The following is an 18,171-nucleotide window of genomic DNA, read 5'->3' as shown; positions in this document are numbered from 1 at the left end:
TAGATCTCTGTGCGCAATGGGGCGACCATAGCTCATCCGCCCGGACAGCCTCACACCCTGGAGTCAGCGTGCCGCAACACACCCCCGAACTGCCTGAAGAACTTGCCCCCATTACCCAATTGCCATTGTTCAAGCGCCTGGCTGCGCGATTATTTGGCAGTGGTTTGAACCGTTTGCGGGCACAACATGCTGCGTCCTGGTTGCAAGGCCAGGCGGACGGGTTTCGCAGCGGGCACAGTGCCGGGGTCGATTACGGCTTTTCAGAGGGTCATGCCGAAGGCCTGGAAGAGGGCCGTCAGGTGCTGTTTATCAGTGACACGCGCCCGCAGGAGCTGCGGGCGCCCGGTATCGATGACAACCTGTTCGATGACTGGCGGCTGCCGCTGGGGCCAGAACTGAAAAAGCAGATCAAGGCGGATGTTGCCGCCATCCTGCCCGAGCACGCTCAGCCCAGTGCCGCACAGTGGAAGATGATCTTCAGCGATACACCATCCACCTCCGTGGTCGCGGGTGCCGGGGCAGGGAAGTCGACGTCGCTGGTGTTGCGGATCCTGCTGCTGACCCACTACCTGGGTTTTGAGCTCGATTCGATGACCGTCGTGACCTTTACCCGCGAATCGCGCAAGGATTTCATCAAGAAGCTGCAAGAGATTTTTGCCTTGTGGGGCCGCACCCTGTCGCTCAAGGAAGCCCGGGATGTAGTGCGCACCTTTCACTCGCGGATTTTGCCCATGGTGCGCAGCTTGCCCGGCTACTCCCGCTTGCAGGCCTTCGAGACCCTGAACACCCGTAGCCTGCTCAGCGATGAAGATGCCGACAGCAACCCGTTTGACCTGCGCATCAACGATGCCCAGCGTCAGCAGCTCAATGCCTGCTACCACGGGCTGTACACCCGCGATGAGCGCTTTCGCCAGACCCTGGCACCTCTGCGCATGCATGCCTTGCAGCTCAAGGAGCTGGAGCGCGACCATCCTGAAGTGCAAAAGCGCATGGCCGTGACCGAGCTGGCCGCCAAGCGCGATGAAGAACTCTGCGACACCCTGGAAGACTTGTGGTTTGCCGCCGGTGCGTGGCCGATCAAAGGTATCGAGCCCAATCGCGAAACCGTCGAGATCAATGGCTCGCAGTTCCATTGCCACGGTTACATTGCCGAGCTGGATGCCTGGGTAGTGCTGGGCTTCGATCCTCGGGAGAATCCGCAGATTTGCCGTCCAGGTGCCCGGCTCAGTGTGCGTGCCGAGTGGGCAGTAAAGCGCACTCTGTTTCGAGCTTTCTGCGGTAAGCCATTGATTTGGCTAGATAGCTATGACTCTGCCAAGCGTGTTATCAGTTCAATGGCGGGTGATGCCAGTGCAGGCCCGGGCTTTGATTACAAGCTCAAGGGTGAGTTGGGTTCAGCGCCGCTGCTCGACAGTTTTGTCGCGGCGGCAAGCTTTATCGAGAACCTGGGGCTCGACGTGGCGGCGGCGGTGGGCGATATGCGCTTTGCCAAGGAAGACCCGGACCGTTTCTTCTTTGAGGCCTTGAGCCTGTACTGGCGGGCGCTGGAGGATCATCTGCTGGCCCAGACGCCCCCGGTCATGACTTACAACCGCATGTTCTCCCTGTTTGGCGAAAATACCCCTCAGAATTTCAAGCTGCTGAGCCATGAGCAACTGCGCCCGCTGTCCCATCTGATGATCGATGAGTTTCAGGACGTCTCACCGCAGATCGTGTCCTGGTTGCGCGCCAGCTTGCGCGAAATCCGCAGTCGTGGACCGGCGATGCATGTGGGGCGCGGGGCCCAGCGCTCATCGCTGCTGTGTGTCGGGGATGACTGGCAATCGATCTACGGCTGGCGAGGCAGCTCGCCCAAATACTTCATGGAGTTCAACAAGGAATTCCCGTCGCCCGCGACCACGCGGGTGATGCTCAGCGACAACTTTCGCAGTCATCAGCACATCATCGATGCGGCCGAGCATATTGTGCGCGCGGCGCCCTCCATTGCCGGCAAAAAGGCCAAGGCCAGTGGCGAGCCCAAGACGCCAGTTCCGGTCAATGTGCTGCATCGCGACGATCAGGGGTTGGCTGCGCGCCTGATCGAGCATTACAACGCCGGTGACCGCATCTTGATGTTGTATCGAAAAAGTAGCGATAAACTATTGATAGAAAAAGATATTCAGTCTGTTGTTAATGTTGATTCTAGATTGGCGCCTGAGGATCGCAGGCTTAAGCAACTGACCTATCACAGCTCCAAGGGATTGCAGGCGGATGCCGTTTTCTTGCTGGGTGACTGTCAGCACCTGACGTCTTCGCCCTACAAGAATCAGGTGTATCGCATGGCTGGCCTGGGCAAGGACGCAGACCCTGAGCCTTATGACAGCGCCCAGAAAGACGAAATCCTGCGGCTGGCCTATGTAGGCATCACCCGGGCGGTCAAGCACTGCTATTGGTATCTGGAAAATCAGGATGCCCAGGGACCGAATGTCCCCAAGGCCTCTGATCGTGTGCCTCAAGGCAAGGCGTTTTTTGAGGATTTGCGGGCGTAATCTTCAGCAAACGTCGAAACGGCAAGGCCGTCCATCTGCCATCCGCCCTGGATGGCATCACCGCACCCGAATGACCGCATTCGAATGACTGCACTCGAATGAGTAGGGCTCAGCAACATCGAGCCCACGATTTTGCGTGTCCGCAGTTCCGGGTCCTTCGACCGTTGTCTTGTGTGCGATGCCATCCGAAAACATCAAGTGACTGAGTGTGCCTGGTATGGGGCTGTGTTATTCGGCAATGTTAAAAAATGTTAGATGAAAAAATAACTTCACATAATCTGATCATTGGTGGATTATCTGCTCAATCCGCATGACAACCTGAAAACAACATAAAACAGGATTGCGACGATGTTCGAGACTACGCCCAGCCGCCTTGTCGCCACTTCTTCTGTGGCTGGCACCGCCATCACCATCGATCCAGTCTTTCCCCTCTCTGCACACGTGGACAATGCCCTGCGCCTTTACGGTCAGGCCGTGCCCGCAGCTTTTCTCTGGAGTACCCCATGAATAACAAGAATGTCGGCGTAATCGGTCTGGGCGCGATGGGACTGGGCATTGCCCGTTCGCTGTTGCGCAGCGGCTTCAACGTGCATGCCTGTGACGTGCGCGAAGCCGTCACCACGCAATTTGCCAGCGAAGGCGGTGTGGCCTGCACTTCACCGGCTCACATGGCCGGTGAGTGTGATGTGATCATCACCGTTGTGGTGAATGCCGAGCAGACCGAAACCGTGTTGTTCGGTGAAGGTGGCGCCGTGGCTGCATTGCGCCCGGGGAGTCTGGTGATTGGCTGTGCCACTGTCGCGCCGACCTACGCTGTGGAACTGGGGCAACGCCTGGATGAGAAAGGCTTGCTGTATCTGGATGCGCCGATCTCCGGTGGCGCCGCCAAGGCTGCGGCGGGCGAGATGACCATGATGACGTCCGGCCCGGCTCCGGCCTACGCCAGGGCCGATGGGATCCTGGCGGGCATGGCCGGTAAGGTCTATCGCCTGGGTGATGTTCATGGCCTGGGTTCCAAGGTCAAAATCATCAATCAATTGCTGGCCGGCGTGCACATCGCCGCTTCCGCAGAGGCGATGGCCCTGGGGTTGCGCGAAGGGGTGGATGCCGATGCGCTGTATGAAGTGATCACCCACAGCGCCGGTAATTCGTGGATGTTCGAAAACCGCGTACCGCACATTCTCAAGGCGGACTACACGCCTTTGTCCGCCGTCGATATTTTCGTCAAGGATCTGGGCCTGGTTCTCGATACAGCGCGGGCCAGCAAGTTTCCGCTGCCGTTATCGGCTACGGCACATCAGATGTTCATGCAAGCTTCCAGCGCGGGTTTTGGCCGCGAGGATGACTCGGCCGTGATCAAGATCTTCCCGGGCATTGAGCTTCCGAAAGCCAAACCTGAATCCGTTTGAGGGCCGCGTCATGACTACTTCCATCGCCCGCCCGTTGCTGGGGTGCATCGCCGATGACTTCACTGGCGCCACGGATCTGGCCAATATGCTGGTACGCGGTGGCATGCGCACGGTGCAAAGCATTGGCATTCCCGGTAGCGAAGTCGCCGCCGGGCTCGACGCCGACGCCATTGTGATCGCACTGAAATCCCGCACCATGCCGACCCAAGACGCTGTCGCAGAATCCCTGGCGGCGTTGAACTGGTTGCGAGAGCAAGGTTGCGAGCAGATTTTCTTCAAGTATTGCTCCACGTTCGACTCCACAGCCGCCGGGAACATCGGCCAGGTCAGCGAAGCATTGCTCGAGGCGCTGGGCAGTGATTTCACCCTGGCCTGTCCGGCATTCCCGGAGAACGGGCGAACCATCTTTCGTGGCCACTTGTTTGTGCAGGATCAACTGCTCAGTGAGTCGGGGATGCAGCACCATCCGCTGACGCCCATGACCGATGCCAATCTGGTACGTGTCCTGCAATCCCAGACCACCCTGAAGGTCGGGTTGCTGCGCTACGACAGCATTGCACTGGGCGCTGAACACGTACGCGGGAAAATCGCCGAATTGCGGGCGCAAGGTATTGGCATGGCCATCGCCGATGCATTGAGCGATGAGGACCTTTACACCCTGGGCACGGCCTGTGCCGACCTGCCTCTGCTGACCGGTGGTTCGGGTCTGGCGCTGGGGCTGCCGGAAAACTTCCGTCGCGCAGGCAAGCTGAGGCAGCTGGATGCGTCGTCCTTGCCCACGGTGTCGGGAGGGGAAGTGGTCCTGGCGGGGAGTGCCTCTGTCGCGACCAATGGGCAAGTTGCTGCGTGGCTTGAGTCTGGCCGACCGGCCTTGCGCATTGACCCGTTGGCCCTGGCAGCCGGAGAGCCGGTTGTTGCCCAGGCGCTGGCTTTCGCCAGGGAACACGGGCAGACCGTATTGATCTATGCCACCAGCTCGCCGGACGAGGTCAAGTCGGTGCAACAGCAACTGGGTGTCGAGCAGGCTGGCAGCCTGGTAGAGCGCGCCTTTGGCGACATTGCCAAAGGTCTGCTGAGTACTGGCGTGCGTCGCTTCGTGATCGCAGGCGGTGAAACCTCGGGCGCGGTGGTGCAGGCGTTGGGGGTGCAACTGTTGCAGATCGGGGCGCAGATCGATCCGGGCGTGCCTGCCACGGTCAGCAGCACCGATGAGCCTTTGGCGCTTGCGCTCAAGTCAGGCAATTTTGGTTGCCGGGAATTTTTCGACAAGGCTTTGAAGCAACTGGCCGGAGGTGCGCAATGAGTCGCGAAGCCGCATTGCGCGAGGAAATTTGCGACGTGGGTCGCAGCCTGTATCAGCGCGGCTACACCGTGGGCAGCGCTGGCAATATCAGCGCCCGTCTTGACGATGGGTGGCTGATTACCCCCACCGATGCCTGCCTGGGTCGTCTTGATCCAGCGGCCATCGCCAAGGTTAACCTCGCGGGAGAGTGGGTGTCCGGTGACAAGCCGTCTAAAACCCTGGCCCTGCATCGTCAGGTCTATGACCGCAATCCAGGCGTCGGTGGTGTGGTGCATACCCATTCCACCCATCTGGTGGCATTGACCCTGGCCGGGGTATGGCAACCGGATGACATTCTGCCGCCGTTGACGCCTTACCAGGTGATGAAGGTCGGGCACATCCCATTGATCGGTTATCAACGGCCGGGCTCCCCAAAGGTGGCCGAGCAAGTCGCGCAACTCGCCAACAGCGTGCGGGGCGTGATGCTCGAACGGCTCGGCCCGGTGGTCTGGGAGAGCTCCGTATCCAAGGCCAGTTATGCCCTGGAGGAGCTCGAGGAAACGGCACGACTGTGGCTGATGAGCGACCCGCGTCCGCAGCCGCTGGATCAACTCGCCCTGGATGAATTGCGAGAAGCGTTCAACGTTCACTGGTAGGGCCGATACACCGCTAATGCAGGCTATGCCCGGGAGCAGCAGTGCTACTCCTGTGGGGAGCGGCTTGCCTGAAAACAATAACAACAGGACTGACCTCATGGCATACGATCACCGTATCACTCATGTTTTAAGTGGCATTCGCCCACCCTTCGTTCAACCTGGAGCGCGGCAGTCATGAGCCCGTTCATTCTGATGTTGACTGCCGGAGCCGGGATCGCGCTGTTGCTGTTCCTGGTGCTCAAGTACAAGTTTCAACCTTTCGTGGCCCTGATGCTGGTCAGCATTCTGGTGGCATTGGTGGCCGGGGTGAAACCGGCGGATCTGGTGGCAACCATCGAAGGCGGCATGGGCAAGACCCTTGGTCACATTGCGATCATCATCGCGCTGGGCGCAATGATCGGACGGATCATCGAGCTTTCCGGCGGTGCCGAGGCACTGGCCAAGACGTTGATGGAGCGCTTCGGCAACCGTCGCACGCCGTTGGCGCTGACGGTTGCCGGTTTTATCATTGGTGTACCGGTGTTCTTCGAGGTCGGGGTGATCATTCTGATGCCGCTGGCTTACGGAGTGGCGCGCAGAGCTCGTAAACCGCTGTTGGTGTTTGCGTTGCCGATGTGCGCGGCGCTGCTCACCGTGCATGCTTTTTTGCCACCCCATCCGGGCGCTGTCGCGGCGGCAAGCCAGCTGGGGGCTGACCTCGGTCGTGTGCTGATGTTCGGTCTGCCGATCACGGCCTTCCTGTGCTACGTCGGCTACCGGGTGGCCGGGCGCATGACGCGCCGCTTCTACCCGATGAGCGATGACATTCGCGCTGAAGTCTATGGCCCGCATGTGACCAACGAAGACTTGGCGGCATGGACCAATGGCCAGTCAACCGACACGGTAAAAGCGGCTGTCGCCGAGACCCACATGGGGCTGGAGGAATCCACCAGCAGTATCGTCTCCAGGCTGCCGCCGGCACCGCCGCCCGGCTTTGCACTGATTTCAGGCCTGATCCTGTTTCCCATCGTGCTGATCCTGCTGGGCACTCTGGCTAACTCGTTGCTGCCCCCGGAATCGACCTTGCGCGGGATCATGACCGTGCTCGGCGCACCGCTGGTGGCGCTGTTGCTGGACACCTTGCTGTGTGCCTGGCTGCTCGGCTCGCGCCGTGGCTGGAGCCGCACCCAGGTTTCTGATGTCATCGGTTCGGCCCTGCCCGGCGTGGCCATGGTCATCCTGATTGCCGGTGCAGGGGGTGTATTCGGCAAGGTGCTGGTCGACACCGGGATCGGCGCGGTGGTCTCCGACATGTTGCGTACCACAGGGTTGCCCGTGCTGGCCCTGGGGTTCCTGCTGACCATGTTGCTGCGTGCGGTACAAGGTTCGACCACTGTGGCGCTGGTGACTACCGCAGGTATCATCAGCCCGCTGATCGTCACCCTTGACCTGACGCCCAACCACATGGCGCTGCTGTGCCTGGCCATGGGCGGTGGCGGGTTGGCCATGTCGCACATCAACGACGCGGGCTACTGGATTTTCACGAAACTGGCCGGGCTCAACGTCGCGGACGGTTTGCGCACCTGGACCGTGATCACGACGTTGCTGGGCACGCTCGGCTTCTTGATCACGCTGGTGATCTGGCCATTTGTCTGACCCATTTCCCAAGGAGTTAACATGCCTCGTTTTGCTGCCAACCTCAGCATGCTGTACCCGGAGCACGCTTTTCTGGATCGTTTCGCCGCGGCGGCGGCTGATGGTTTTGAAGCGGTGGAGTATCTGTTTCCTTACGACTACAGCGCCCAGGAGCTCAAGCAGCGCCTGAGCGACAACGGCCTGGTCCAGGCCCTGTTCAACGCGCCGCCCGGAGACTGGGCGGCGGGAGAGCGGGGCATTGCAACCTTGCCGGGCCGCGAACATGAGTTTCGCTCGGGCTTCGACCGCGCGCTGGAGTACGCCGCAGTCCTGGGCAACAGCCGTATCCATGTGATGGCGGGGTTGCTGCCTTCGTCAGCCGAGCGTGCACGCCACCATGGCGTGTACCTGGAAAACCTCTCGTACGCGACGGCTCAAGCGAGCCAGGCGGGCATCACCGTGTTGCTGGAGCCGATCAATACGCGAGACATGCCCGGGTTTTTCCTCAACCGCCAGGATCAGGCCCACGCCATTTGCAAGGAGGTGGGCGCGGCCAATCTCAAGGTTCAGTTCGACTGCTATCACTGCCAGATAGTGGAAGGGGACCTGGCCACCAAGCTTCGTCGCGACTTTGACGGGATCGGTCACATTCAGATTGCAGGTGTGCCTGATCGTCATGAGCCCGATTTGGGGGAGCTCAATTACCCGTTCCTGTTCGACCTGATGGACGAGTTGGGCTATGACGGCTGGGTCGGCTGCGAGTACCGCCCCAAGGGAGACACTTCGGCGGGGCTGCAGTGGTTGCGGGAGTGGAGGGCACGCTGATCAGGTGTTCACTCAAGTGATTTCTGCCTTTGTGGGAGCGGGCTTGCTTGCGATGATCGTTAACGATGACGCGTATTGACTGAGTCAATGCGCCCCTCTGAAGACCATCTCGAGCAAGCCCGCGCCCACAATTGCGGCCAGTACCGGCGCTGTTTGTCAGGCCGGCTTTTGATCGCCCGGTAACAAGAGTTCGATACCCTGCTTGCGAATCCCGTCGGCTGCCGCGGCCGCAAGGGCATCATCGCTGATGATGATGTCGAACTGCTCAAGCCCCGCGATCTTGTACATGCTGAACGTGCCGTACTTGGAGCTGCTGGCGATCAGCACCACTTGCGAGGCTGAATGCATCGCCACCTGCTTGACCTCCACCTTCAACGCCGAAGGGGTGGTAATGCCGCGACGCAAATCCCAGGAGCTGGTGGAAATAAAGGCGACGTCCGTGACTATCTGGCGCAAGGTCGCGACGGCCAGGTTGCCGACACAGGAATGGTTGGAGTGATCAAGCTGCCCGCCGGTATGAATGACCGTCACCTGGGGGGCGTCCAGCAAGGCTTGAACCACGCCAAAATCGTTGGTCACTACGGTCATGCCCGTCAGTGCCTTCACATAGGGCACAATTTCCAGCGTGCTGGTACCGGCATCCAGGTACACCGTCATGTCGGCATGCAGAAGTCGGGACGCGAGCCTGGCCATGGCCTGCTTTTGCGGCAACTCGACCACTGCCTTGAGCTGATGACTGGGCTCGCTGTGCAGCTGGCTGGCAATCCGTACACCACCCGTTACCGAATAGGCGCGCCCCTCTTGCTCCAGCAAGGCGATATCGCGGCGTACGGTCATGTGCGAGCAGTCGAACATCTCCATCAACTGATGGACACTCAGTATCTGGTGCTTGCGCAATTGTCGCAGGATCAGCTCGCGGCGCTGGTCAGGAATCACCGGTGCGGTGCTTGGGGCTGCGGTGTCCTTTTGGCTGGGCATTCGGTGCTCCAAGGGGGTAGGGCTGCGTGTTTCGCATGTGCGTGCATAGTAGCGAATCCGCTGCCTGATCAGTAGTGCCAGGGCTCAATGAAGGTGTGGATTTACAGGGAGATAATGACGAATCAAGGACATGGTTTTTATCCTCCAGGCCGGGAAAATTGCTCCGGATGGCTCGACGGTCAAGAATGCCTGTCAGTGATTGTTGCAACGTTTCAGGCAAAAGTGGCCACTACGTTTCAGTACGTATAGATACACTGCGCGGGTCACCAATTCGCGACAGGCCTGTTTAATGAGTGATGTCCGTAAAACAAAAAAGTGAAGGAACTTCTTTTGATCAATACCCTGCTTGCCAAAAACAACCACGCCCGTGTTATTGGTTTATCGGCCCTTGCCCTCTTGATCGGGGGCTGCAGCAGCGGATACCAGCCACCTGATAAAGCCTCCGAATTGCCCCCTGCACCCGAGATTTCCTCGGGCTTTCGGGCTGGCATGGCCCCCGTGCATGCAACCCGGCACATGGCCGCGGCAGCCAATCCATTGGCAACCGCTGCAGGGCAGCAGATGCTGCGCAAGGGTGGATCGGCAATTGATGCGGCCATCGCCATGCAAGCCGTGCTCGCACTGGTAGAGCCTCAGGCAAGCGGCATCGGCGGCGGTGCGTTCATCGTGTACTGGGACGGCAAGCGGGTTCAGGCCTTTGATGGCCGGGAAACGGCCCCGGCAGGTGCCACCAGCCATATGTTCATGGGTAAAGACGGCCAGCCGATCCCTTTTAGGCAGGCCCAGATCGGCGGGCGTTCGGTGGGCGTGCCGGGGGTGCTCAGAGCGCTGGAAATGGCCCATCAGCAACATGGCAAACTGCCTTGGCGTGACCTGTTCCAGCCTGCCATTGAACTGGCGCGCGAAGGGTTTCCTGTCTCCAAACGCCTGCATACCCAAATCACCGCCGACCCCTTCATCGCCGCTTCACCGCAAATGGCCAAGTACTTCCTGACGGACCAGGGGCAGCCATTGCCGGTCGGCACACTGCTTAAAAACCCTGAGCTGGCCCAGACCCTGGATGCCATCGCTACACGCGGGGCAGACGCCTTCTACCAGGGCGCCGTGGCGCAGGGGATGGTGAATCAGGTCAGGTCCCACACCAACCCCGGCACCCTGTCCCTGTCCGACATCAGCAGTTACCGGGCCATAGAGCGTCAGCCAGTGTGCGGTGACTATAAACAGTGGCAAGTCTGCGGCATGCCGCCGCCGTCTTCAGGTGGCGTTGCCGTGCTGCAGACCCTGGGGATTCTCGAAGCCCTGCAAAAAAAATCGCCAGCGCTGGATCTGGCCACCCTGCAACCCGTTCCGAGCAAGACCCGGGCAGGCCTGGAACCTGCGGTTAGCGCCGTGCACCTGATCTCGGAGGCCGAGCGTCTTGCTTACGCCGACCGGGCGCTGTATCTGGCAGATAGCGACTACGTGCCGGTCAATGTGAAAGGGCTGACCGATAAAGCGTATTTGCAGGCCAGGGCATCTCTTGTTGGCGAGCGAAGCATGGGGCGCGCCCAGGCGGGGACTCCCGCAGGGATGAACCTCGCGTTGGCACCGGATCGATCACCACTGCGTATTTCCACCTCGCAAATTGCAGCCGTTGACGATCAGGGCGGCGCCATATCGATGACCACCTCGGTTGAAGCTGCATTTGGCTCACATGTGATGACCAACGGCTTTATCTTGAACAACCAACTGACTGATTTCTCCTTTGTCCCTGAGGAAAACGGCAAGCCGGTGGCCAACCGTATCGAGCCGGGCAAGCGACCTCGTTCTTCAATGGCCCCGACACTGGTATTCGATCGAAAAAGTGGCGAGCTGGTTGCCACCATTGGTTCTCCGGGTGGCTCCCAGATCATCGAGTATGTGAACAAGGCGGTGATTGGCCTGGTGGACTGGAAACTCGATCCTCAGCAGGCGATCAATCTTCCCAACTTTGGTAGCCGCAACGTGGGCACAGAAGTCGAGGCCAGCCTTGTCAGCCCGGCACTGGTGCAGCAGTTGAAGGATCGAGGGCACGATGTGTCCGTCATCGAGATGACCAGTGGCACCCAGGTTATCGTTCGCGATAAGCAAGGCTGGGCCGCCGGTGCCGATCCTCGCCGTGAAGGCACTGCATTGGGGGACTGAGCCAGCGCCCACAGGTCTGGTGATGCCCTTGATGGCAGAGTCAATGTGGGAGCGGGCTTGCTCGCGATGCGGGCGCAGGCGCTGATCAGGCCTGCGCCTGCCAGGCCTGTGGCGGTACGAAGCTTTCGAGTTCGTCCTCCACGACCTGGATGATGTGCCCCAACTGGCCCAGGCTCATGACCGTGGCGCAGGGGATGCCGGCAATCGCAATCACGGTCTCGCCACTGGCGCGGTCAAACAGTCGGGCGATCATGCTGCTCGGCGCGTCCATGGTCGCCTCGAAGCCCATCGGATGAAAATGCCAGCGCATCAGTTGGCAGGCGTTCGGGAAGGTGACTTTATTGATGTTTCCCTGCGAGTACATAGAGCAATTCCTTTAGCTCAAGTTGTGGCTGCGGCACGATTCTGGCCGCGTGTGTTTGCACGTATTGCGAGCTCAAAGCTAGCATCCAACACTGATAGCGATAAGCCTTATTTTGCCCGTTAGCCGATTGAGTGCTCAGGTTTTGATATGAATCATGCACTTAGGCTTTTTATCTCCTGCCGAAGGCCATTGAAGCCGGCGCACAAACTCGGCACTCTCTGTTTTTTGCCTTCGAGCACTCTATGTCAGCCTTAGACGACGGCCCCGAGCACACCCGCGCCACTGGCGAAACCGTGATGCGTTATCACCTGTGCTGGAAGCATCGGGACCTTGATGGAGTCATGGCGCTTTATCATCCCGAGGTGACCTACAACGATTTTTTCCAGAACCGGGTCATGGCCCTCGATGAACTGCGCGAGTATGTGCAGTCGTCCATGCCCAGAGAACCGGATGAAGCACTCGAACACAGCGATCGTATCCGCCTGGATGGCAATACCGCCTTTATCCAGTACCGCATGACCCTGCGCGGCAGCCAGGGCCTGGTGTCCTTCCGGGCCAGCGAAGCCATTACCGTGCGTGACGGGCTGATCTGGAGGGTCAATGAGTACGCCTCTCTGGTTCACGAGGCCGCCGCTCATTGCACACGTCCGGGATCGTTGCGGCCTGCGGTCAGCCGCCTTGGGCTTTCGGCCCGGCAATTGAGCTTCATGGCCCAGGACCTGCAAACCTATTTCGAACGCCAGCAACCCTGGCTCGATCCCGACCTGGACCTGCAACAAGTGGCCAAAGCGTGCGGCTACACCCGCAATCAGATGTCCTATCTGCTCAATCAGGTGCTGGGGCTCAGCTTTTATCGCTATGTGAACCAGGCACGGCTGCGCCATGTACTGGCGGCGATGGATGTGGCCGCAACCCCTGTCAAAGTCGATGAGCTGGCTTTTTCGGCGGGGTTCAACTCGATATCAGCGTTTTACAGCTGTTTTCGCCAGCACACCGGGCAATCGCCCAAGGCCTACGCCAAACAAATTTCTTTGCGGGCACGCACGCAAGACGCGCCAGAGGCCAACGACTAGGATCGAGCCATTCTTGGATCGGTGTGGAGTCGGTAATGCCAGCATGGCGCTCAATCAGTTTGTGGATGGACCAGCTTGGGGAGGAACTCGTACCTCGCCCGTCCCTTGAGCACGACCTGGATGTCGATGTGGTCATTATCGGCGCCGGTTACACCGGACTCTGGACGGCGTACTACCTCAAACGCCATGCGCCTGAACTGAGTATCGCCATCGTTGAGGCGCAAACAGCAGGCTTTGGCGCTTCCGGACGCAACGGTGGCTGGTTGATGGGCAACTTGCTGGGTGAAGACCGCTTGCTCGCAGGCCTGTCTGTGGAGCAGCGGCGCCAATCCTTCGATTTGCTGCACGGCATTCCCGATGAAGTAAAGAGCGTCATTGATCGTGAAGGGATCGACTGTGATTACCGCAAAGGGGGCGGGCTGTATTGCGCGGCCCGCTATCCGGAGCAGGAAGCCAGCTTGCGCAGCTATCTGGCGAGTCTTTATGCCGAAGGCCTGGACGAGTCCGACTACCGTTGGTTAAGCCCCGCCGAACTGGAACAGCAGATCCGCGTCGCCAAACCCTATGGCGGGATTTTCACACCCCATATTGCAACCATTCACCCTGCCAAACTGGTACGCGGCCTGGCCCGTGCCGTTGAGCGCATGGGGGTGAAGATTTATGAACAAAGCCCGGTAACCGAATGGCGCGCAGGTTTTGCCCGCACTGCCAGGGCCCAGGTCCGCAGCCGGTGGGTGGTGCCAGCCGTGGAAGGCTACGCCAACACCCTGGCCCCTCTTGGGCGTTATCAATTGCCTGTGCAGAGTCTGCTGGTGGCTACCGAACCCTTGTCGCAAGCCACTTGGGACGGCATCGGCCTGTCCCGGGGCCAGGCCTTCAGCGAAAGTAGCCGTCAGGTCACCTACGGCCAGCGCACTGCGGACAACCGCCTGGTGTTCGGGGCCCGGGGTGGCTATCAGTTTGGCGGGCGCTTGCGCGAGAACTTTGATCTGAGCAAGGACGAAGTCCAACTGCGTCGCTATCTGTTTGGCGAACTGTTCCCGCAGCTTAAAGACGTGGAGATCACTCACGCCTGGGGCGGCAATCTGGGGATGTCGCGACGGTTTCAGCCGCACATGCTCTGTGATCGCCAGCAGGGCATTGCGTTGGCCGGTGGGTACGGCGGAGAGGGGGTAGGCGCCAGTCATTTGGGCGGGCGCACCCTGGCAGACCTGATTTTGCAGCGCGACACTCTTGAGGTCAGGCAACCGTGGGTGTTGACCGAAGGCGGACTCGGCGCACTCAAGGCCTGGGAGCCCGAGCCGTGCCGCTGGCTGGGCTACAACGCGATCATTCGCAGCTTTGTGTACGAAGACAAAACCCTGGCCAATCCGGACAGCCCGCCCTGGCGTCGGCAATTTGCCAGCCGCATGGCCGGCTTTATGGAAGGTTTCATGCATTAACCCACACTTGCGCTTAACAGGAAGCATCCCATGAGCATCACTCAATTCAAAAATACCGCCCACGTGGCCTTGCACGAGTCTTTCCCCGTCGCCGTACCGCTTGGTACGCCGGTGGCGGTGACGTCAGTCACCTGTGTCGAACGTAGCGACGGTGTCGAAACCGGCATCTGGGAATGCACCCCGGGCCGCTGGCGTCGCCAGATCGTGGCGCAAGAGTTCTGTCACTTTATCCAGGGCCGCTGCACCTTCACCCCGGATAACGGTGAACCCCTGACAATCGAAGCGGGCGATGCACTGATGTTGCCTGCCAACAGCACCGGAATCTGGGACATCCAGGAAACCGTGCGCAAGACCTATGTATTGATCCTTTGATCGCCGAAACCTGCCAATAAAAACAGCTGCCCAAAATATGCAAGGAATCGAATCATGATCCGTATGACCCTGTTGCCCCTGATGCTGGCCGGTACGCTGTGTCAGGCCGCCGAAACTGTGAAGGTCTATAACTGGTCGGACTACATTGCTCCCGACACGATGAAGAACTTCCAGCGCGATACCGGTATTGCGTTCAGCTATGACGTGTTCGACAGCAATGAGACGCTGGATGGCAAGTTGATGACGGGCTCATCGGGTTATGACGTGGTGTTTCCCTCCAACCACTTCATGGCGCGGCAGATCCAGGGCAAGGCCCTGAAGAAACTCGACAAGAGCCAGTTGCCGAACTGGAAGAACCTCAACCCGGTGCTGCTCAAGGCGCTGCAGGTCAATGATCCGGGCAACGAGCACGGGTTTCCCTATCTGTGGGGCAGTACCGGGATTGGCTACAACATCGCCAAGGTCAAGGCCGTGTTGGGTGACGATGCGCCGGTGGATTCCTGGGACTTGATCTTCAAGCCCGAAAACATGGAAAAGCTCAAATCCTGTGGCGTAGCGATTCTCGACAATGGCCCGGAAATCCTGCCCGCGGCGCTCAACTACCTGGGCTTGCCCCATCACAGCAAGAACCCGGCCGACTACAAGAAGGCTGAAGAGTTGCTGCTCAAAGTCCGGCCCTATATCAGCTACTTCCATTCATCGAAGTACACCAGTGACTTGGCCAACGGCAATATCTGCGTGGCAGTCGGCTTTTCGGGAGACATTCTGCAGGCCGAAACCCGGGCCAAAGAAGCCAATAACGGCGTCGAAATCGGCTACAGGATTCCCAAGGAAGGTGCCGCCATCTGGTTTGACATGGTTGCCATGCCCAGCGACGCACCGGACGAAAAAGCTGCCTATAGCTTTATGAACTACCTGCTGCGCCCGGACGTGATGGCCGGTATCACCAACCATGTGCATTACGCCAATGGCAACGAGCAGGCAGATGCCTTGGTCAGCCCTGAAATCAAGGCTGACACCAAGGTCTATCCAACCCCTGCAATGATGGACACGTTGTTTGCGCTGGAGGCCATGCCGCTGAATATCGACCGGGTACGCACCCGTATCTGGACCAATATCAAAAGCGGCAAGTGATTAGCGCAGTGCTTGCGGGTTAACCAGGTTGGCCGGGCGGTCACCGGCCAATGCCGCCAGCAGATTATCGACCGCACAGCGCGCCATTGCTTCGCGGGTCTCGAACGTGGCCGAGCCGATATGCGGGGTGGCCACCACGTTATCCAGTTTCAGCAAGGGCGAGGTCAGCTCCAGCGGTTCGCGCTCGAATACGTCAAGCCCGGCAGCCCGTATCTGGCCGTTTTGCAAGGCATGAATCAGCGCCGCTTCGTCCACCACCTTGCCCCGCGAGATATTGATAAAGATGCTCTCGGGACGCATCAGGGCAAATTGCCCGGCACCGATCAGGCCTTCGGTCTGAGCGGTCAGGGGCAGGGTCAGGCAGATAAAGTCGGCTTGCTGCAATAACTCATCCAGGCTGCGGTATTGCGCGTTGAAGCGCGCTTCAACAGCGGGCTTGGGCGAATTGCTGTGGTAAATCACCGGCATTCCGAAGCCAAAGTGGCCGCGTTGGGCCAGGGCTTCACCAATGCGGCCCATGCCGATAATGCCCAGGGTCTTGCCATGCACGTCGGTGCCGAAATGCTCGGGGCCGACGTTTTTTTGCCATTGGCCATTACGCACCATATTGGCTAGTTCCACCACGCGGCGGGCGCTGGCCAGTACCAGGGCGAAGCCGGTGTCTGCGGTGGTCTCGGTGAGCACGTCAGGTGTATTGGTGAGCTGGATTTTACGTTCGGTCAGGTAATCGATGTCGTAATTGTCGACACCCACCGAGACGCTGGACACCACTTCAAGATCTGGCGCCAGATCCAGCAACTGCGCGTCCAGCTTCAGGCTTGCCCCCAGTATTCCCTGGGCCTGGGGCAGGGCGGCACGCAATGTGTTCATGCCGTCGGCGTCCAGGCGCTCGATCAGCGTGACATTGGCGTGGGCTTCAAGGCGCTGCATCAGCGCCTGGGACAGTTCTTTGTAGAGCACGACATTCTTTTTCAAGGGAATCACCAACGTTGAATTCAAGAGTGGGCCAGGCGTTGCGAAGTACTGTGGTGCGGCGCAGCAGGGTCTTTGGCAGCGGGTTTGAGCATCAGTGTCAGGAGCACCGAAATCATCAGGGCACCGCTCATCAACAAGAAGGATGCGCCGGTGGAGCCGGTGGAGCTGTTCAGATAGCCAACCAGGTACGAGCCTGCAAATGAGCCCAGCGCGCCCATGCTGTTAATCAGGGCCATAGCGCCACCGGCCACGTTGGAGGGCAGGATTTCCGGGATGATGGCGAAAAACGGGCCATAGGGTGCGTACATGCAACCACCGGCGATCACCAGCAATGCGTAGGACCACCAGAAGTGTTCGGCGCCCAGCATGTAGGATCCGTAGAACGCGATAGACGCGATCAGCAGCGGCGGCCAGACAAAGCGTTTGCGCTTTTGCAGTTTGTCCGATCCCCAGGACACCACCAGCATGGCGATGACCGCTGCCAGATACGGCAGGGCAGAAAGCCAGCCCGCTTCGATCATGTCCATCTGCGCGCCCTGCTTGAGGATCGACGGCAACCACAGCACAAAGCCGTACACGCCGATACTCCAGCAAAAGAACTGCAAGGCCAGCAGGATAACGGCCGGTGTACGGAACGCAGCTGCGTAGTTTTTCACCGGCTTCATGCCGACTTGCTCGGCATCCAGCGCGCTTTGCAGGTCCACTTTCTCCTGGTTGCTCAGCCATTTGGCTTCGCTTGGACGGTCATCGGCCAGGCGCCACCAGATAAACGCCCAGAACACTGCAGGCAGGCCTTCAACGATAAACATCCAGCGCCAGCTGTAATGCTGTACCAGATAGCCAGAGACCACCGACATCCAGAGCATGGTCACCGGGTTACCCAGGATCAGGAAGGTGTTGGCGCGTGAGCGTTCGGCACGGGTGAACCAATGACACAGGTACACAAGCATCGCCGGCATCACGGCGGCTTCAACCACCCCGAGCATAAAGCGGATAGCGATCAGCCAGTAGGCGTTGGAGACCACGCCGGTCAGTGTGGCGAGGCTGCCCCAAAGGATCAGGCTGACAAAAATCAGCTTTTTGACGCTGTTTCTCTGGGCGTAGATGGCACCGGGTACCTGGAAGAAGAAATACCCCAGGAAGAACAGCGCGCCCAGCAATGACGACAGGCCTGGGGTGATATTGAGGTCTTCGGCCATCCCGGAGGCAGCGGCGAAGCCGTAGTTGGCTCGGTCAAGGTACGCCAGGCTGTAGGTGATAAACACGATCGGCATGATGTACCACCAGCGACGGGCGGCGAGTTTTAGCGATTGCATGTGAGGTGCTCCTGAGCTTGTTTTTGTTTTTTCGCAGCAG

15 protein-coding genes are annotated in these 18,171 nt (G+C 59.5%); 11 read left to right on the top strand and 4 right to left on the bottom strand.

Going from position 1 to position 18,171, the window contains the following annotated elements:
* The first annotated feature begins 68 nt into the window (after positions 1-68).
* The 6 genes from VSQ83_RS12670 to otnI all read left to right on the top strand — a co-directional run bounded on the left by VSQ83_RS12670 (position 69) and on the right by otnI (position 8,314).
* On the top strand, positions 69-2,528 hold the full coding sequence (locus tag VSQ83_RS12670; protein WP_326426926.1) for a UvrD-helicase domain-containing protein: 2,460 nt from the start codon (positions 69-71) through the stop codon (positions 2,526-2,528).
* 491 nt (positions 2,529-3,019) lie between these two features.
* Positions 3,020-3,937, top strand: coding sequence for an L-threonate dehydrogenase (gene ltnD, locus VSQ83_RS12665; RefSeq protein WP_326399070.1), 918 nt, complete (start codon positions 3,020-3,022; stop codon positions 3,935-3,937).
* Positions 3,938-3,947: 10 nt separating this feature from the next.
* The gene (gene otnK, locus VSQ83_RS12660; RefSeq protein WP_326426925.1) at positions 3,948-5,240 is read left to right on the top strand and encodes a 3-oxo-tetronate kinase; all 1,293 of its coding nucleotides are present in this window, start codon (positions 3,948-3,950) and stop codon (positions 5,238-5,240) included.
* Positions 5,237-5,875 (top strand): 3-oxo-tetronate 4-phosphate decarboxylase, encoded by a 639-nt coding sequence (gene otnC, locus VSQ83_RS12655; RefSeq protein ID WP_219261833.1) that lies wholly within the window; start codon positions 5,237-5,239, stop codon positions 5,873-5,875. Before otnK ends, otnC begins: the two co-directional genes overlap by 4 nt.
* Positions 5,876-6,049: 174 nt before the next feature.
* Positions 6,050-7,510 (top strand): GntT/GntP/DsdX family permease, encoded by a 1,461-nt coding sequence (locus tag VSQ83_RS12650; RefSeq protein ID WP_219261834.1) that lies wholly within the window; start codon positions 6,050-6,052, stop codon positions 7,508-7,510.
* Positions 7,511-7,531: 21 nt separating this feature from the next.
* A complete protein-coding gene (gene otnI, locus VSQ83_RS12645) occupies positions 7,532-8,314 on the top strand; it encodes a 2-oxo-tetronate isomerase (protein WP_326426924.1) in 783 nt (260 codons plus the stop codon).
* Positions 8,315-8,470: 156 nt separating this feature from the next.
* On the opposite strand, the gene VSQ83_RS12640 is transcribed toward otnI, so the two are convergent.
* Positions 8,471-9,292, bottom strand: a complete 822-nt coding sequence (locus VSQ83_RS12640) for a DeoR/GlpR family DNA-binding transcription regulator (protein ID WP_133078020.1) — start codon at positions 9,290-9,292, stop codon at positions 8,471-8,473.
* A gap of 330 nt (positions 9,293-9,622) precedes the next feature.
* Between VSQ83_RS12640 and ggt the strand changes: the two genes are divergently transcribed.
* The gene (ggt, locus tag VSQ83_RS12635; RefSeq protein ID WP_326426923.1) at positions 9,623-11,455 is read left to right on the top strand and encodes a gamma-glutamyltransferase; all 1,833 of its coding nucleotides are present in this window, start codon (positions 9,623-9,625) and stop codon (positions 11,453-11,455) included.
* Between the two features lie 85 nt (positions 11,456-11,540).
* On the opposite strand, the gene VSQ83_RS12630 is transcribed toward ggt, so the two are convergent.
* Positions 11,541-11,819, bottom strand: coding sequence for a DUF1652 domain-containing protein (locus tag VSQ83_RS12630; protein WP_219261837.1), 279 nt, complete (start codon positions 11,817-11,819; stop codon positions 11,541-11,543).
* Positions 11,820-12,061: 242 nt separating this feature from the next.
* On the opposite strand from VSQ83_RS12630, the gene VSQ83_RS12625 reads away from it, so the two are divergent.
* The 4 genes from VSQ83_RS12625 to VSQ83_RS12610 are packed head-to-tail and all read left to right on the top strand — an operon-like array spanning position 12,062 to position 15,840.
* Positions 12,062-12,892, top strand: a complete 831-nt coding sequence (locus VSQ83_RS12625; RefSeq protein WP_133078023.1) for a helix-turn-helix domain-containing protein — start codon at positions 12,062-12,064, stop codon at positions 12,890-12,892.
* Between the two features lie 35 nt (positions 12,893-12,927).
* Positions 12,928-14,334, top strand: coding sequence for an NAD(P)/FAD-dependent oxidoreductase (locus VSQ83_RS12620; RefSeq protein WP_326397869.1), 1,407 nt, complete (start codon positions 12,928-12,930; stop codon positions 14,332-14,334).
* Between the two features lie 30 nt (positions 14,335-14,364).
* Complete coding sequence (locus tag VSQ83_RS12615) at positions 14,365-14,706, top strand: cupin domain-containing protein (protein ID WP_133078025.1); 342 nt, start codon at positions 14,365-14,367, stop codon at positions 14,704-14,706.
* Between the two features lie 54 nt (positions 14,707-14,760).
* A complete protein-coding gene (locus VSQ83_RS12610; RefSeq protein ID WP_133078026.1) occupies positions 14,761-15,840 on the top strand; it encodes a polyamine ABC transporter substrate-binding protein in 1,080 nt (359 codons plus the stop codon).
* Here the strand turns inward: VSQ83_RS12610 and VSQ83_RS12605 are convergent, their stop codons facing one another.
* Positions 15,841-16,815 (bottom strand): NAD(P)-dependent oxidoreductase, encoded by a 975-nt coding sequence (locus VSQ83_RS12605; protein WP_133078027.1) that lies wholly within the window; start codon positions 16,813-16,815, stop codon positions 15,841-15,843.
* 20 nt (positions 16,816-16,835) lie between these two features.
* Positions 16,836-18,131, bottom strand: a complete 1,296-nt coding sequence (locus VSQ83_RS12600) for an MFS transporter (protein WP_219261840.1) — start codon at positions 18,129-18,131, stop codon at positions 16,836-16,838.
* Positions 18,132-18,171 lie beyond the last annotated feature (40 nt).

It is taken from the genome of Pseudomonas sp. DSV-1 (assembly GCF_035830915.1).
Taxonomy (GTDB): Bacteria; Pseudomonadota; Gammaproteobacteria; order Pseudomonadales; family Pseudomonadaceae; genus Aquipseudomonas.
This window is presented reverse-complemented; position numbering and strand designations above follow the sequence as displayed.